At 69.5% G+C, this 14,376-nt stretch carries 10 protein-coding genes; 4 read left to right on the forward strand and 6 right to left on the reverse strand.

From position 1 onward, the window contains the following. Positions 1-132: 132 nt before the first annotated feature. Together ACWFRB_RS03635 and ACWFRB_RS03640 are read left to right on the forward strand one after the other, a co-directional pair. Positions 133-1,443 carry an alpha/beta hydrolase gene (locus tag ACWFRB_RS03635; RefSeq protein ID WP_452638898.1) on the forward strand — a complete coding sequence of 437 codons (1,311 nt, stop codon included), beginning with the start codon at positions 133-135 and terminating at the stop codon, positions 1,441-1,443. Beyond that, on the forward strand, positions 1,440-4,004 hold the full coding sequence (locus ACWFRB_RS03640; RefSeq protein WP_452638899.1) for a bifunctional lysylphosphatidylglycerol flippase/synthetase MprF: 2,565 nt from the start codon (positions 1,440-1,442) through the stop codon (positions 4,002-4,004). The genes ACWFRB_RS03635 and ACWFRB_RS03640 overlap by 4 nt, the downstream gene beginning before the upstream one ends. 110 nt (positions 4,005-4,114) lie before the next feature. Here the strand turns inward: ACWFRB_RS03640 and ACWFRB_RS03645 are convergent, their stop codons facing one another. From ACWFRB_RS03645 to ACWFRB_RS03655, 3 genes are read right to left on the reverse strand one after another with little or no spacing between them, the layout of a single operon-like run. Then, entirely contained in the window at positions 4,115-4,987 is an 873-nt protein-coding gene (locus ACWFRB_RS03645) for an ABC transporter ATP-binding protein (RefSeq protein ID WP_452638901.1), read from the reverse strand. After that, the gene (locus ACWFRB_RS03650) at positions 4,987-6,078 is read right to left on the reverse strand and encodes a FecCD family ABC transporter permease (RefSeq protein ID WP_452638903.1); all 1,092 of its coding nucleotides are present in this window, start codon (positions 6,076-6,078) and stop codon (positions 4,987-4,989) included. Before ACWFRB_RS03650 ends, ACWFRB_RS03645 begins: the two co-directional genes overlap by 1 nt. Next, the gene (locus tag ACWFRB_RS03655) at positions 6,075-7,481 is read right to left on the reverse strand and encodes an iron chelate uptake ABC transporter family permease subunit (RefSeq protein ID WP_452639020.1); all 1,407 of its coding nucleotides are present in this window, start codon (positions 7,479-7,481) and stop codon (positions 6,075-6,077) included. The genes ACWFRB_RS03650 and ACWFRB_RS03655 overlap by 4 nt, the downstream gene beginning before the upstream one ends. Positions 7,482-7,826: 345 nt before the next feature. Between ACWFRB_RS03655 and ACWFRB_RS03660 the strand changes: the two genes are divergently transcribed. Both ACWFRB_RS03660 and ACWFRB_RS03665 read left to right on the forward strand, forming a co-directional pair. Continuing rightward, on the forward strand, positions 7,827-8,555 hold the full coding sequence (locus tag ACWFRB_RS03660; RefSeq protein WP_452638905.1) for a hypothetical protein: 729 nt from the start codon (positions 7,827-7,829) through the stop codon (positions 8,553-8,555). Between the two features lie 198 nt (positions 8,556-8,753). Continuing rightward, positions 8,754-9,188: a PaaI family thioesterase gene (locus ACWFRB_RS03665; RefSeq protein ID WP_452639021.1), complete on the forward strand. Its 435-nt coding sequence runs from the start codon at positions 8,754-8,756 to the stop codon at positions 9,186-9,188. Between the two features lie 17 nt (positions 9,189-9,205). Here ACWFRB_RS03665 and nuoN read toward each other — a convergent pair whose 3' ends face one another. From nuoN to nuoL, 3 genes are read right to left on the reverse strand one after another with little or no spacing between them, the layout of a single operon-like run. After that, positions 9,206-10,837 (reverse strand): NADH-quinone oxidoreductase subunit NuoN, encoded by a 1,632-nt coding sequence (gene nuoN, locus ACWFRB_RS03670; RefSeq protein ID WP_452638907.1) that lies wholly within the window; start codon positions 10,835-10,837, stop codon positions 9,206-9,208. Then, positions 10,834-12,468 (reverse strand): NADH-quinone oxidoreductase subunit M, encoded by a 1,635-nt coding sequence (locus ACWFRB_RS03675; RefSeq protein WP_452638909.1) that lies wholly within the window; start codon positions 12,466-12,468, stop codon positions 10,834-10,836. The genes nuoN and ACWFRB_RS03675 overlap by 4 nt, the downstream gene beginning before the upstream one ends. After that, positions 12,465-14,375, reverse strand: a complete 1,911-nt coding sequence (gene nuoL, locus ACWFRB_RS03680) for an NADH-quinone oxidoreductase subunit L (protein WP_452638911.1) — start codon at positions 14,373-14,375, stop codon at positions 12,465-12,467. The genes ACWFRB_RS03675 and nuoL overlap by 4 nt, the downstream gene beginning before the upstream one ends. Position 14,376 lies beyond the last annotated feature (1 nt).

Consider the following 14,376-nt stretch of genomic DNA (forward strand, 5'->3'; position numbering starts at 1 on the left):
ACGCACATGCGTACTACTACTCGTAGTACGAGATTCAAGGATCCGTGCTATGTGTGGAACGGCACATTGCGGTACCGGCGAGGGGTCGCCGGAGGGAATAGTCTGCTGTCACCCAGTCGAGAGGCGTTACCCGTGGATTGGCTGCTTCGCTGGTCACTGACCTCAGGCCCGCTGCCCTGGTTCGTCGCGGCCCTGGGCGCGGTCGGCGGACTCTGGTTGCTGCTGGCACCGACCACGGACCCGCGTCGGTACCGGCATCGGGCCATCCCGCTCGCCGCGGCGGTCGCGGTCGGGTGCACCGCCGCCCTGTGGGCGGTCGTCGAGAAGTGGTGGCGGCCGTTCCCCGATCCGATCGAGACCGAGATCTACGTCTGGATCGGCCTGGGCATCTTCGCGCTGGCGCTGCTGGTGGCGCGCCTGCTGCTCGACCGACGGGTGTGGCGGGCTGCGGTCTCCGTGCTCGCGGTCGTGGCCGTGGTTGCGGCGGCGGGCGCGCAGATCAACCTGGTCTTCGCCGCGTACCCGACGGTGCGCGATGTCCTCGGCCTCCCGAATCCGAACGAGATCGCCTTCGCAGAGGTGCCGCCGCCCGTGCCCGACCCGATCACCGGTGTCCCGCTCGATTCGGTGTGGCGGCCGCCGGCCGACCTGCCAACCGAGGGCAGGGTGACCACCGTGCCGATCCCCGGCGTCGCGTCGAGCTTCGGGGCGCGGGACGCGCAGATCTATCTCCCACCCGCCTACTTCGCCGACCCCCGGCCCGAGCTGCCGGTTCTCGTCCTGCTGGCCGGGCAGCCGGGTTCCCCGGTCGACTGGTTCAACGGCGGAAAGCTCGCGCAGACGATGGATGCCTTCGCCGCCCAGCACGGCGGCCTGGCTCCGGTGGTGGTCGTCGCCGATGCCACGGGGTCGCAGTTCGGCAACCCCCTCTGCCTCGACTCGAAGCTCGGCAACGTCGCGACCTACCTCGCCGAGGATGTGCCCGATTGGGTGAAGTCGCACCTACAGGTGAACCGTGCCCCGCGGGCCTGGGCGATCGGTGGGCTGTCCTACGGCGGCACCTGCTCGCTGCAGATGGCCACCAATCGTCCGGACGTGTATCCGACGTTCCTCGACCTGTCCGGGCAGGAGGAGCCGACGCTCGGGGACCGGGCCCGCACGGTCGACGAGGCGTTCGGCGGTGATGCAGCGAAGTTCGCGGCGGTGAACCCGATGGACCTGATGGCGGCGCGGAAGTTCCCGGGCTCGGCCGGGGTGATTGTCGCCGGCAGCGACGACGCCGAGTACCGGCCGGGGGCCCAGCGGGTGTATCAGGCGGCCAAGGCCGCGGGGATGGACGTGCAGTACGTGGAACTGCCAGGGGGACACAGCTTTGCTGTGTGGTCGGCCGGGCTCGAACGCGAGCTCGGCTGGTTGGCGACGAGGATGGGGCTGATTTCATGACTCAGGCGACGGCGACTGCGGCCACCAGGCAGACCCGAAGGCTCCTTGAGCTGGCCAGGTTCGGGGTGACCGGCGCGCCGGTGAGTATCGGACTGCTGGTCCTGATCTGGGTCCTCGGCGCGGCGACCGGCAGCCTGCCGTCCGGCCCGTCGCGGTACGCAAGCCGTCATTTCGCGGTGGGGATCGGGGCCTTCGAGGACGGCCGGGTGTGGACGGCGCTCACCGCCGGACTCTGGGCGCCTGGCCTGGCCGGGTATCTGGTTGCGACAGCGCTGGTCCTGCTGGTGGCCGCACCGATCGAGCACCGGATCGGATCGGGCCGCTTCGCGGTGGCGGCGGCCAGCACCCAGGTGCTGGGCGCGCTCCTGGGGATCGGGGTGGCCGCGCTGGTGAATCTGGTCGACGACTGGTGGGGCTTCTGGTTGCACATCGGTGCCGCGGTCGGCCCGACGACGTGGATCGTCGGCGTGGCGATGGTGGCGAGCTCACGGATGGACACGCTGTGGCGGCGCCGGACCCGGGTGGGGCTGCTCGCGCTGCTGATCACCCTTGCGCTTTTCGGCGGGCATCTCCAGGACATCATCCGGCTCGCCGCGGCGGTGGTCGGGCTGGTCCTCGGCCCCTGGATCGTCGGCCGGTCGGCACGCGGGGCGCGGCTCGCGGGGACCCGCCGCGAGGGCAGGGTGCTCGTCGCGATCGTGGTCGCGGCCGGCGCGCTCGGTCCGGCACTGGCGGCCCTCTCGGCCGACGCGATCGGGCCGCTGGCCGTGCTGCGCGATCTGTTCTTTGGGGTGCCGTGGACGCCGGACGAGGTACGGGAGATTTGTGCGGACTCGCCGAGCGGCGAGGAGTGCAGGCACGGGCTGCTGGGACTGCGACTCGGTGGGGTCGGGCCGACGGTGCAGAGTCTGATGCCCTCGGTCTTCCTGTTGGTGCTCGCGGACGGCCTGCGCAGGGGCAGGCGGTTCGCGTGGATCGCGGCGGTGGTCGTGCACGCGATCCTGCTCGCGCTGTGCGTGGCGGACTACGTCCGGTTCATGAGGACGGTCGGTGAGGAATCGCTGTTCTACGGCCTCGACTCGCCGAATCTGTACGGGACCATCACGCCGTTCCTGACGCCGCTCGCGATCCTCGTGGTGCTGCTGCTGACCCGACGGTTCTTCGATGTCGCCGCGCCGAAGGGCACGTATCGCCGGATGTGGTCGATCCTGCTCGCCGTCGCCGCGGGGCTCGGCATCGTGTATGTCCTCGGTGGGCTGCTGGCGCGCCACGGTTTCGACCGGGATCCGGGGTTGGTCGGGTTGCTCGCCGACTACCCGCAGCGCCTGATCCCACCGGTCTACCTGGAGTGGCTTTACCCGCGTCTGCTGCCCGACAGTGCCGTCACGACGGTGCTCTTCGAGTGGACCGGGGTGGTGTTCTGGGTGGTCGCCTGCGTGGCGGTGCTGGCCACGTTCCTCAAGCCGGCCTACGGGGCCGAGACCGAGGACACGGAACGGGCCAGGAAGCTGTTGTGCGCCACCGGTGGCAGCCCGCTGTCCTGGATGACGACCTGGCGCGGCAACAAGTTCTGGTTCAGTCCGGACGGGACGAGCTACGTCGCCTACCGGGTGATCGGGGGAGTCGCGCTGACCACGGGGGACCCCGTCGGCCCGCCGGACCGGTTGCGGGTCAACGTGACCGACTTCGCGGAGTTCGCATCCGGCAGCGGGTGGATTCCGTGCTTCTACTCGGTGACAGGAGAGCTGCGTGAGGTGACCGACTCGATGGGGTGGTCGGGCATCCAGGTCGCGGAGGAGACGGTGCTCCGGCTCGACGACCTCGCGTTCACCGGCAAGAAGTTCCAGGACGTGCGCACCGCGGTGAACCGGGCCAAGAAGGACGGGATCAGCGCCGAGTGGATCTCGTTCCCCGATGCCCCACTGGCGATCACCGATCAGATCACCGCCATCTCGGAGGAGTGGGTGGCGGACAAGGGCATGCCGGAGATGGGTTTCACGCTCGGCGGCCTCGAGGAGATCGACGATCCACAGGTTCGGTGCCTGGTCGCAGTGGATTCCGAGCGCACCGTGCACGGGGTCACCTCGTGGATGCCCGTCTACCGGGACGGCCGGGTGGTCGGCTGGACCCTCGACTTCATGCGTCGACGCTCCGAGGGCTTCCGGCCGGCGATGGAGTTCCTGATCGCCTCCGCGGCGATGCTCCTCAAGGAGGAGGGCGCCGAGTTCGTCAGCCTGTCCGGCGCGCCGCTGGCGAAGGTCTCCTCGCCGGAGGCCGCTGCCGACACCGAGGAGGACCTCGAGCGATCCACCCTGTCGACCGTGCTGGACCGTCTCCTCGACGTGCTCGGCAAGACGCTGGAGCCGGTGTACGGGTTCCGGTCCCTGCTGGCCTTCAAGTCGAAGTTCCAGCCCGAGTACGTGCCGATGCACATGACGTTCGCCGATCCCGCGGCGCTGCCGAGCATCGGCAACGCCATCGGGCGGGCCTACCTGCCGGAGGTCTCGATCGGCCAGGGAGTTCGCCTGGTGCGCACGATGATCGGCGGGGGCAACCGCTAGCGACTGCTTGCAGGTCGCTCGAAAGCGCCCACCGCTAGCGACTGCTTGCAGGTCGCTCGAAAGTGCCTGCCGCTAGCGACTGCTTGCAGGTCGCTCGAAAACAACCGACCTCAGGCCGAGCCCACGCCCACCGCGTCGGCCTCGGCCACCGGTCCACCGATCGACCCGTACACGTGCCGGGTCCCGATGGGCACGATCAGCGGTCGGTCCGAGACGGGGTCCTCGATGACGCGAGCCTCGAGCCCGAACACCTTCAACAGCAGCTCCTCCGAGATGACCTCGCTCGGGGTGCCGGACGCGACGACCGCGCCCTCGGACATGACGATCAGGCGGTCGCTGTAGCGGATGGCGAGGTTCAGGTCGTGCAGCACCATCACCACCGTGCGTCCGAGCTCCTCGTGCATCCGGTCCACCAGGTCGAGGACCTCGACCGAATGCGCCAGGTCCAGGTACGTGGTCGGCTCGTCGAGCAGCAGGATGTCGGTGCCCTGGGCGAGCGCCATCGAGATCCAGGCGCGCTGGCGCTGACCGCCGGAGAGCTGGTCGACCGGCCGGTCCGCGAGCTCGGAAACCCCGGTCAGGGCCAGCGCCCTGGCCACCTCGCCCTCGTCGTCGGCGGACCACTGCCGGATCCAGGACTGGTGCGGGTGCCGTCCGCGGGCGACGAGGTCGGCCACGGTCAATCCCTCGGGCGCGACGGGTGCCTGCGGCAGCATCCCGAGGGTGCGCGCGACGTCCTTGGTCTTGAGACTGGAGATGGCCTTGCCGTCGAGCAGCACCTGGCCGGACTTCGGCTTGAGCAGTCGGCCGAGCGAGCGGAGCAGGGTGGACTTGCCGCAGCCGTTCGGCCCGATCACCGTCGTCACCACGCCGGTCGGGATCTCGAGGTCGAGCCCGTCGACGATGATGCGGTCGCCGTAGCCGACCGTGAGGGCCTCGGCCGCGAGCCGGGGCACGGTGTGCTCGGTGGTGAGCTCGCTCATCAGACCGACACCTTTCGATTGTTGCGGACGAGCAAGTACAGCAGGAACGGTCCGCCGAGGGCGGAGGTCACGATGCCGACGGGGAGCTCGACGGGAAGGATGGTGCGTGCGATGACGTCGCTGCCGATCACAAGAACGGCTCCGACCAGGCCGGAGGCCAGGATCGGCGGCCCCGCGGTCCGCAGCATCCGGAGTGCGAGCTGCGGCGCGCACAGTGCGACGAACCCGATCGGGCCGACGGCTGCTGTCGCGATGGAGGCGAGGGCCACCGCGGCAAGCAGCAGGGTGGCCTGACCGGCCTGGAGTCGGACGCCGAGCGCGCGCGCGTTGTCGTCGCCGAGACGCAGCGCGCCCAGGGTGAACGAGGAGATCAGCGCGATCGTGCCGACCACCGCGACGCCGATCGCGACCGGCCAGACCTGCGCCCAGTCGCTCCCGTTGAGGGAGCCGTTGAGCCAGACCTGCGCGCGTGCGACGTCGTTGATGTCGGCGGAGATCAGCATCCACTGGATCGCGGCGATCAGCATGGCGTTGAACCCGATGCCGATCAGCACCACCCGGTAGCCCTGGACTCCGCCGCGCCACGCGAGCGCGTAGATGATGACGGCGGTCGCGATGCCGCCGATCAACGCCGCGATCGGGATGCCGAGCACCGCGAGCAGTCCCACGAAGCTGCCGCCGCCCGCCAGCACGATGAGGGCCACGGCGGCCGCGCTGGCCCCTGCGGTGATGCCCAACAGGTCCGGGCTGGCCAGGGGATTGCGCAGGATGGACTGGGTGATCGCGCCGGAGATGCCCAGCGCGAGCCCGGTGAGCAGTGCGGTGAGGGCGCGAGGCAGGCGCAGGTCCATCACGATGAACCGCTCGACCTTGGTGCCGCCGCCGAAGAGGATCTCGGCGACGGTCGGCACCGAGATCGCGAAGTCGCCGCGGCCGATGTTGATGCACAGCAGCAGGAACGCGGCGAGCAGCAGGCCTGCGGTGATCGCAACCATGCTGGTGCGGCGGACCAGCGAGACCGGCCCGACCCGGAACCCCGGGCGCGACGGCACGGTGGTGGGGAGTTCGACCTTGTCGTCGATAAGGCTCACAGCGACACCAGCTTTCTGCGCCGGACGAGCGCGACGAAGAACGGTGCGCCGAAGAGCGCCAACACGATGCCCACCTGGAGTTCGCCGGGGCGGACCACGACGCGGCCGATCACGTCAGCGAGCAGGACCATGATCGCGCCGATGATGCCGGCGTAGGGCACCAGCCAGCGATAGTCCGGGCCGGTGATCGACCGGGCGACATGGGGTACCACCAGTCCGACGAAGGCGATCGGGCCACAGGCTGCGGTGGCGGCTCCGGTGAGCAGGGTGATCGCGATGATGCCGATCGTCCGGCTCAACACGATGTTGGTGCCGAGGCCCCGGGCGACGTCGTCGCCGAGGCTGAGCACGTTCAGGCTCGGGGTGCTCGCCATCGCGATCAGCGCGCCGATCACCAGGAACGGCAGCACCTGCCAGAGCACCTCGGGTCCGCGACCGGCGATGGAGCCGACGACCCAGAACCGGTAGCCGTCGAGGCTGGTCTGGTCGAGCAGGATGACGGTGTTCGTCATGGCGCTGAGGAACATCGCCACCGCGGCACCGGCGAGCGCGAGGCTCAACGGGCTCGATCTGCCGTTGCCGATCGACGAGATACCGAACACGACGATGCTCGCGGCGAGGGATCCGGCGAAGGCGAACCACAGGTACTCGTTCGGTCCGGCCAGCCCGAACAGGTAGATCGAGAGCACCACGAAGAACGCGGCGCCGCCGTTGAGTCCGAGCAGGCCGGCGTCGGCGAGCGGGTTGCGGGTGTGGCCCTGGATCAGCGCGCCCGCGATGCCGAGTGCGATGCCGACGGCGATCCCGAGGGCGGTGCGCGGCACCCGCAGGGTCCGTACCACCAGGTCGGTGTCGAGGCCGGTCGGGGTGAACAGCGCGTGGAAGATCTCGGCGAAGGTCATCGGCCGGGCGCCGACGGCGACGCTGGCGAGGGCGGCCGCGGCGAGCAGCAGCACGAGGAGTGCGAGTCCGAGCAGTCGGCGCTTGCGGATCGCGGCCATCGAGGTGTCGCGGCGGATCGGGGCGAAGCCCTCCGCGACCGCGGTCTTGAGCCGGACGACCTCGGCGCCGGTGCGGGGGAGCAGGGCCCGGCGGGTGCCCAGTGGCCGGCCGGACTTGGCATCCCGGGTCACCAGGCCCAGCCAGCCCTTGCCGATGCTCTGGCCCGTGGCGCCCTCCCTGCTGCCGCGGTTCCAGACGAGCAGGGCGGCGGCGGTGATCAGCGCGACGCCGCCGAAGACCGCGCGATCCATCTGGCCGCCGCCGTTGTCGTCGCGCAAGGAGTCGACGATGAACCAGCCGATGACAAGGGGAAGGGCGACCACGCCGAGGTCCGCGAGGGCGGCGAGCAGCCGGCGTTGCAGCGGTGCGGGCCCGCTCGGGATCTCCAGCGAACCGTAGATCTCGGTCGGGTGGGTCCCCCGGGTCTCAGTCGGCCCGGGGCCAGCGGCGACCGAACCGGGTGTGGGGGTGGACGTCACGGTCGGGGGCTCCTGATCGGCGAGGCGCAAGCTTGCGAGATTAGGTTACGGAACCCTATCCCCGCCCGGGGGTTCGGCTCCCGCTCGCCCGCAAGTGATGGTTAGGCTAACCTACATTCGCGGTCGACCCGCAAGCGGTCGTCCTGTGCTGAAGGGGCGACCCGCAAGCGGTCGTCCTGTCGAGTTGTCCGAATGTCGCCGACCCAGGAGTGAGCAGTGTCATCCATCGCAGCGCCCCCGTTCGCAGTGTCATCGACCGCCGTTTCGGTGAAACCGGTGGGGAACGACCCGGCCGCCGCGCTCGACGACTCCTGTCTCCGGCTTCGGAGCATCTATCCGGAGTATCCGCGGGTGTACGCCGTCGCGCTGATGGCCGACCAGGGCAAGCGTCGCTGGTGGTCCGCCGTCGAGGGGATTCACGGCGACCGCCTCGAGCGGATGGTCGAGCGGGCGCTGGCGGACCTCTGCGATCCGGAGGCGGCCGCCGCCTCGGTGGCGACCGCGCTCATCCATGCGGTGATCGGCCGGGTGGCGTCGCTGGTGGTGCTGGAGGGGCGGGCCTGGGATCCGGGCCTGGAGAACCTGTGGTTGCACATGGACAGCGACGGCTGCATCGACTGGGCAGGTGTGAGTGATCCGGTCCTCCGGGTGCTGCCCGGTGACCGCTGGGCCGGGACGCGCGCCGCGGTGACGTTGCCGTGCGAGGGTGCCCTGCTGGTGTGGACCGCGCACCGCTGCCACACCGCGCTGGTCGCGTTCTTCGATGCGCTCGACCTGATCGTGCCGCTCGATCGATCGCGCCTGTGGGCCATGGTCGGTGAGGCGATCCTCGGCGCCGCCACGCTGGTCCCGATCCTCGGCGGGGTGGGTGAGTCCGCGGCGATGCGCAGGGGGCAGGGCCTTCTCGACGCCTTCGAGGGTGCCGGGGTGCCGGTCCGGGCACGTGCCGACCGGTCGGCGCTTCGCCGCGGCGTCGTAGCGGCGCTTGCAAGTTAGGCCAGGCTTGCCTATAGTCATTTCCGGAACGTGAATGATCGGACCGCGCCGGAGTCCTGAGGGCTGCAGAGACTCCCGGTCCTTCCCCGCGACGGGCCCCACATCTTCGGGTGTGGGGCCCGTCGGCATTTCGGGCGAAAGGTACATTCACTCGACCGGCCGCAACCATGGAGTGTGAAGATGAGCAACGTGTCCTCGATGAGCGATCTGTCCGGAATGGACCCCGCGGCCGCAACCCCGTTCCTCAACAAGGGATTCGGTGAGGTGCTCGGGCTCGAGTACACCGAACTCAGTGGCGACCGGGTCCGTGCCAAGTGGACGGTCCGTCCCGAGCTGTACCAGCCGGCGGGCATCATGAACGGTGGCGTGCACTGCGCCGTCGTGGAGACGCTCGCCAGCATCGCGGGCAGCATCTGGCTGGGTGACCGGGGGCATGTGGTCGGCGTCAACAACAACACCGACTTCCTGCGGGCCACCCGCGACGGCGTGCTCTTCGCCGAGGCGACGCCGGTGCACCGCGGCCGCACGCAGCAGCTGTGGCAGGTCGCCGTGGTGGACGAGCGGGACCGCCTGGTCGCCAAGGGGCAGGTGCGGCTCGCGAACGTCACCGACACGGACCGTCTCGGGAGCTAGTAGCCCGGCGCTTCGCGTCAGCGGAGGAACTCCGCCGCCCGGTCCGCCAGGTCGAGCACAGGCTGCGGCAGTATCCCGAGCATCAGCGTGACGACGGCGCACAGGCAGATCGCGGCCGCGGTCGCGGTGCTGGGCACGACGACCGTCGTCGCCTCGGATTCCGGCGTCGGGTCGGAGAAGTACATCAGCACGATGACCCGCACGTAGAAGAACGCGGCGATCGCGCTGCTGATCACGCCGACGATGACGAGGGGTACGGCCCCGCCCTCGGCGGCGGCCCGGAACACCGCGAACTTTCCGACGAACCCACTGGTCAACGGGATTCCCGCGAAGGAGAGCAGGAACAGGGCGAAGACCGCGGCGAACAGCGGTGAACGCCGGCCGAGGCCGGCCCAGCAGGCCATGTCGGTGGCTTCCTGGTGCCCGTCCCGGACCAACATCACGCAGGCGAAGGCGCCGAGCGTGCTGAAGCCATAGGCGAGCAGATAGAACATCGTCGCCGAGAGTCCCGCGTCGTTCCCGGCGATCAGGCCGGTGAGGATGAATCCGGTGTGGGCGATTGCCGAATACGCGAGCATGCGTTTGACGTCGGTCTGGGTGATCGCAAGCACGGCACCGATCAGCATGGTCGCGATGGCGACGGCCCACAGCATCGGGCGCCAGTCCGCCCGCAGGTCCGGCAGCGCGACGTAGAAGATGCGGAGCATGGCGCCGAACGCGGCGACCTTGACGGCAGCCGCCATGAACGCGGTGATCGGGGTGGGGGCGCCCTGATACACATCGGGCACCCACGAATGGAACGGCACCGCACCGACTTTGAACAGCAGGCCCACGCTCAGCAGCCCGGCACCGAGCAGCGCCAGCACCGGCCGCTGCTCGCCGCCGTCGGCGATCGCGTCGGCGATGCCCGCGAGCCGCACCGTGCCCGCGTAGCCGTACAGCAACGCCACGCCGTAGAGAAAGAACGCCGAGGAGAACGCGCCGAGCAGGAAGTACTTCAGCGCTGCCTCCTGGGAGAGCAGGCGCCGGTGCCGGGCCAGTCCGCAGAGCAGGTACAGGGGCAGCGACAGCACCTCGAGCGCGACGAACATGGTGAGCAGGTCACCCGCCGCGGGGAACAGCAACATCCCACCGATCGCGAAGAGCGTGAGCGGGAACACCTCGGTCTGCATCACCCCCGCCTTGGTCGCCTCCAGCTCGTCGACGCTGCCGGGCACCGCGGCCGCCTGCGGAGCGAAGGCATCGATGCCGCCGACCCCGGCCGCCGGATTCGGGACCGAGGCGCGCGCCGACCGTCCGGCCCCGACCGCGGACCGCAGTCCACTGCGTTCGGCGATCAGCAACACCGCGAGGATCGAGACCAGCAGGATCGTGCCCTGCAGAAACAGGGTGGGGCCGTCGACGACGACCGCGCCCATCACGGCGGTGCCGTGATCTCCCCTCAGCAGCACGACCGCGACGAACGCAGCGCCGAGACCGCCGAGACTGAGCACCAGGTGGCTGGTGAGGCGGCCCCGGGTCGGCGCGAACGCCTCGACGATCACCGCCACGACAGCAACCCCGAACACGATCAACATCGGTGCGAGCCTGCCGTATTCGATGTCCGGCGCGGGCAGTGCCGCCTGGGCGAGGGCTGCGTGGGACCTCATCGGGGCGCACCTCCGTGGTTGTCCTGATCGGCGACGAGGCCGGTGAGGGCCGGGCCGGTCGGTGCGGGGTCATGCTGACCGATCGTGGTCATGATCTGACTGACCGCGGGGTTGACGATGTCGAGGACCGGTTTCGGGTAGAAGCCGAGGACGAGGAGCAGCGCGATCAGCGGGGCCACGACCGCGAGTTCGCGGGGCACCAGGTCGCGGATGCGCTTGTTGTCCTCGGTCACCGGACCGGTCATCACGCGTTGGTACAGCCACAGCACGTAGATCGCGGCGAGAACCAGCGCGCTGGTCGCGATCAGGGCGGCGGCCGGGTAGCGGGTGAAAGTGCCGACCAGGACCAGGAACTCGCTCACGAACGGGGCCAGCCCGGGCAGGGACAGGGTGGCGAGGCCCGCGACGAGGAAGGTGCCTGCCATCACAGGGGCTACCTTCTGCACGCCGCCGTACGCGGCGATGGCCCTGGTGCCGCGGCGGGAGACCAGGAATCCGGCCACCAGGAACAGGGCCGCGGTCGAGATGCCGTGGTTGACCATGTACAGCGTCGAGCCCGCCTGTCCCTGACTGGTCATCGCGAAGATGCCGAGAATGATGAACCCGAAGTGCGAGATCGACGTGTACGCGATCAGCCGCATCACGTCGGTCTGGCCGATCGCCAGCAGCGCGCCGTAGACGATGCCGATCACCGCCAGCGTTACGACGAGCGGCGCGAAGTACGCGGAGGACTCGGGGAACAGCTGCAGGCAGTAGCGGAGCATCGCGAAGGTGCCGACCTTGTCGACGACGGCCATCATGAGCACGGCGGTGGCCGGGGTGGCGGCGGTGGCCGCGCCCGGCAGCCAGGTGTGGAACGGCCACAGCGGTGCCTTCACCGCGAAGGCGAACATGAAGCCGAGGAACAGCGCGTTGAGAACGCCGGGATCGACGCCGAGCCCGCCCGTGGAGGCGGCCGCGACGATCTCGCGGAAGTCGAAGGTCCCTCCCGGTAGCTGGCTGCCCTCGCGCACGGTCACCACATACAGACCGATCACCGCGGCAAGCATGATCAGGCCGCCGAACAGGTTGTACAGCAGGAACTTCACCGCCGCGCGGGACCGGTGCACGCCTGCCCGCCTGGTCACCGCGACGGCCTCGGTCCCGCCGAATCCGCCGATGAGGAAATACATCGGGAGCAGCATCGCCTCGAAGAACACGTAAAACAGCAGGATGTCGAGGGCGGTGAACGACACCAGCACCATCGACTCGACCACCAGGATGAGCGCCACGTAGAAGTGGATCCTGCGCCTGCCGATCGGCTCCGGCTCGGGGACGTCGTTCCAGCCCGCCAGCAGCAGCAGCGGCACCAGCACGGTCGTCAGCAGCACCATCATCAGCGCGATGCCGTCGACCCCGAGGGTGTACCGGGTGCCGAAGGCCGGGATCCAGGCGTGTGACTCGACGTACTGGTACTGCGAGCCCGCCGGATCGAAACCGATCGCGACCGACACGGCCAGCGCGAGCACCACGAGCGCGGTGCCGAGCGCGAAGGACCGGGCGAGCCGGTGCTTGTCTGCGGGCAGCGCCAGGACGGCGGCGGCGCCGACGAGCGGTGCCACCCAGATCGCGGTCAACCAGGGCATGCTCATCGCAGACCCACCAGCACCATCGTCGCGGCCACCGCGCCCGCGCCCGCGAACATGTACAGGGCGTAGGTCCGGACAAACCCGGTCTGCAGCCGTCGGATTCGCGCCGAGGCGCCACCGATCGCCGCGGCCAACCCGCTCACCGCGCCGTCGATGCCCCTGCCGTCGAAGTACCCGAGCCACCGCGTCAGATGTTGGCCAGGACGCATGAACACCGCCTCGTTGACTGCGTCGCCGTACAGATCCCTGCGAGCCGCGACGGTGAGTGGGGAGACCGCGGCGGGCGCGACCTCGGGGATCTTCTGCCCCGCGTATTGCCGATAGGCCACCGCGACACCGGCCAGCACCACGACCAGGGTGGTCACGGTGATCACCCACACGGGGACGGCGAGATCGGGGTGGTGGGCGCCGACCACCGGTTCGAGCCAATGCTGGAGCGCCCCACCGAAGGCCAGGATCGCGCCGGAGGTGACCGAACCGATCGCGATGAGGATCATCGGCCACGTCATCACGCCCGGCGACTCGTGCGGGTGGGCGACTGTGCCTTCTGGGCGCTCCGCAGGCTCCGCTCGCCATCGGGGCGTGCCGAAGAACGTCAGCAGCATCACCCGGGTCATGTAGAAGGCGGTGATGCCGGCCCCGAGCAGGGCGGCGGACCCGGCGGCGACGCCCTCGAGGCCGCCCGCGCCGAACGCCGCCTCGATGATCTTGTCCTTCGAGAAGTAGCCGGAGAACGGGGGGATACCGAGGATCGCCAGATAGCCGAATCCGAACGTGACGAAGGTGATCGGCATGAATGCCCGCAATCCGCCGTAGCGGCGCATGTCGGTCTCGTCGTTCATGCCGTGCATCACCGACCCGGCGCCGAGGAACAGTCCCGCCTTGAAGAAGCCGTGGGTGAGGAGGTGCATGATCGCGAATGCGTAGCCCGCGGGGCCGAGGCCCGCGGCGAGCACCATGTAGCCGATCTGGCTCATCGTCGACGCCGCCAGCGCCTTCTTGATGTCGTCCTTGGCGCAGCCGATTATCGCGCCGAACAGCAGGGTGACCGCGCCGACCACCACGACGGCGAGCTGCGCGCCCGGTGCCAGATCGAAGATCACATTGGACCGGACTATGAGATAGACGCCCGCCGTGACCATGGTGGCGGCGTGGATCAGCGCCGACACCGGCGTCGGGCCCTCCATCGCGTCGCCGAGCCAGGACTGCAGCGGCACCTGGGCCGACTTGCCGCACGCCGCGAGCAGCAGCGCCAATCCGATTGCCGTGACAGCGGATTCGCTTGCCCCGTCCGCGGCGGCGAAGACGCCACTGAAATTGATCGAACCGAACGTCGCGAACATCATCATGATCGCGACGACCAGGCCGATGTCGCCGACGCGGTTGACCACGAAGGCCTTCTTTGCCGCGGTCGCCGCCGACGGCTTGAACTGCCAGAAGCCGATCAGCAGGTAGGAGGCCAGGCCGACGCCCTCCCACCCGACATACAGACCGAGGTAGTTGTCGGCGAGCACCAGGAACAGCATCGCCGCCAGGAACAGGTTGAGGTAGGCGAAGAAACGGCGCTTGGCCACATCGTCTTTCATGTAGCCGACCGAATAGATGTGGATCAGTGAGCCCACTCCGGTGATGAGCAGCACGAAGCAGATCGACAGCTGGTCCAGCAGGAGCCCGAAGTCCACCTGCAGTCCGGCGGCGGGCAGCCAACTGAAGAGGTCCTCGGACAGGGCACGATCGGCGGTGTCGCGGCCCAGCATCTGGGCGAAGAACACGACACCGACCGCGAAAGACGCCAACGCCATCCCGCATGCGAACAGATGGCCCCATTTGTCGGTTCGCCTGCCGCCGAGCAGCAGCACCGTGGCGCCGAGCAGCGGCAGGGCGGGCAGCAGCCAGATCCCCCCGGTCACG

The organism is Rhodococcus sp. NPDC055112 (assembly GCF_053607505.1).

Coding starts and splice junctions, on each gene's coding strand:
- ACWFRB_RS03640 (WP_452638899.1), top strand. CDS start 1,440: ATGACTCAGGCGACGGCGACTGCGGCCACCAGGCAGACCCGAAGGCTC.
- ACWFRB_RS03645 (WP_452638901.1), bottom strand. CDS start 4,987: ATGAGCGAGCTCACCACCGAGCACACCGTGCCCCGGCTCGCGGCCGAG.
- ACWFRB_RS03665 (WP_452639021.1), top strand. CDS start 8,754: ATGAGCGATCTGTCCGGAATGGACCCCGCGGCCGCAACCCCGTTCCTC.
- nuoN (WP_452638907.1), bottom strand. CDS start 10,837: ATGAGGTCCCACGCAGCCCTCGCCCAGGCGGCACTGCCCGCGCCGGAC.
- ACWFRB_RS03675 (WP_452638909.1), bottom strand. CDS start 12,468: ATGAGCATGCCCTGGTTGACCGCGATCTGGGTGGCACCGCTCGTCGGC.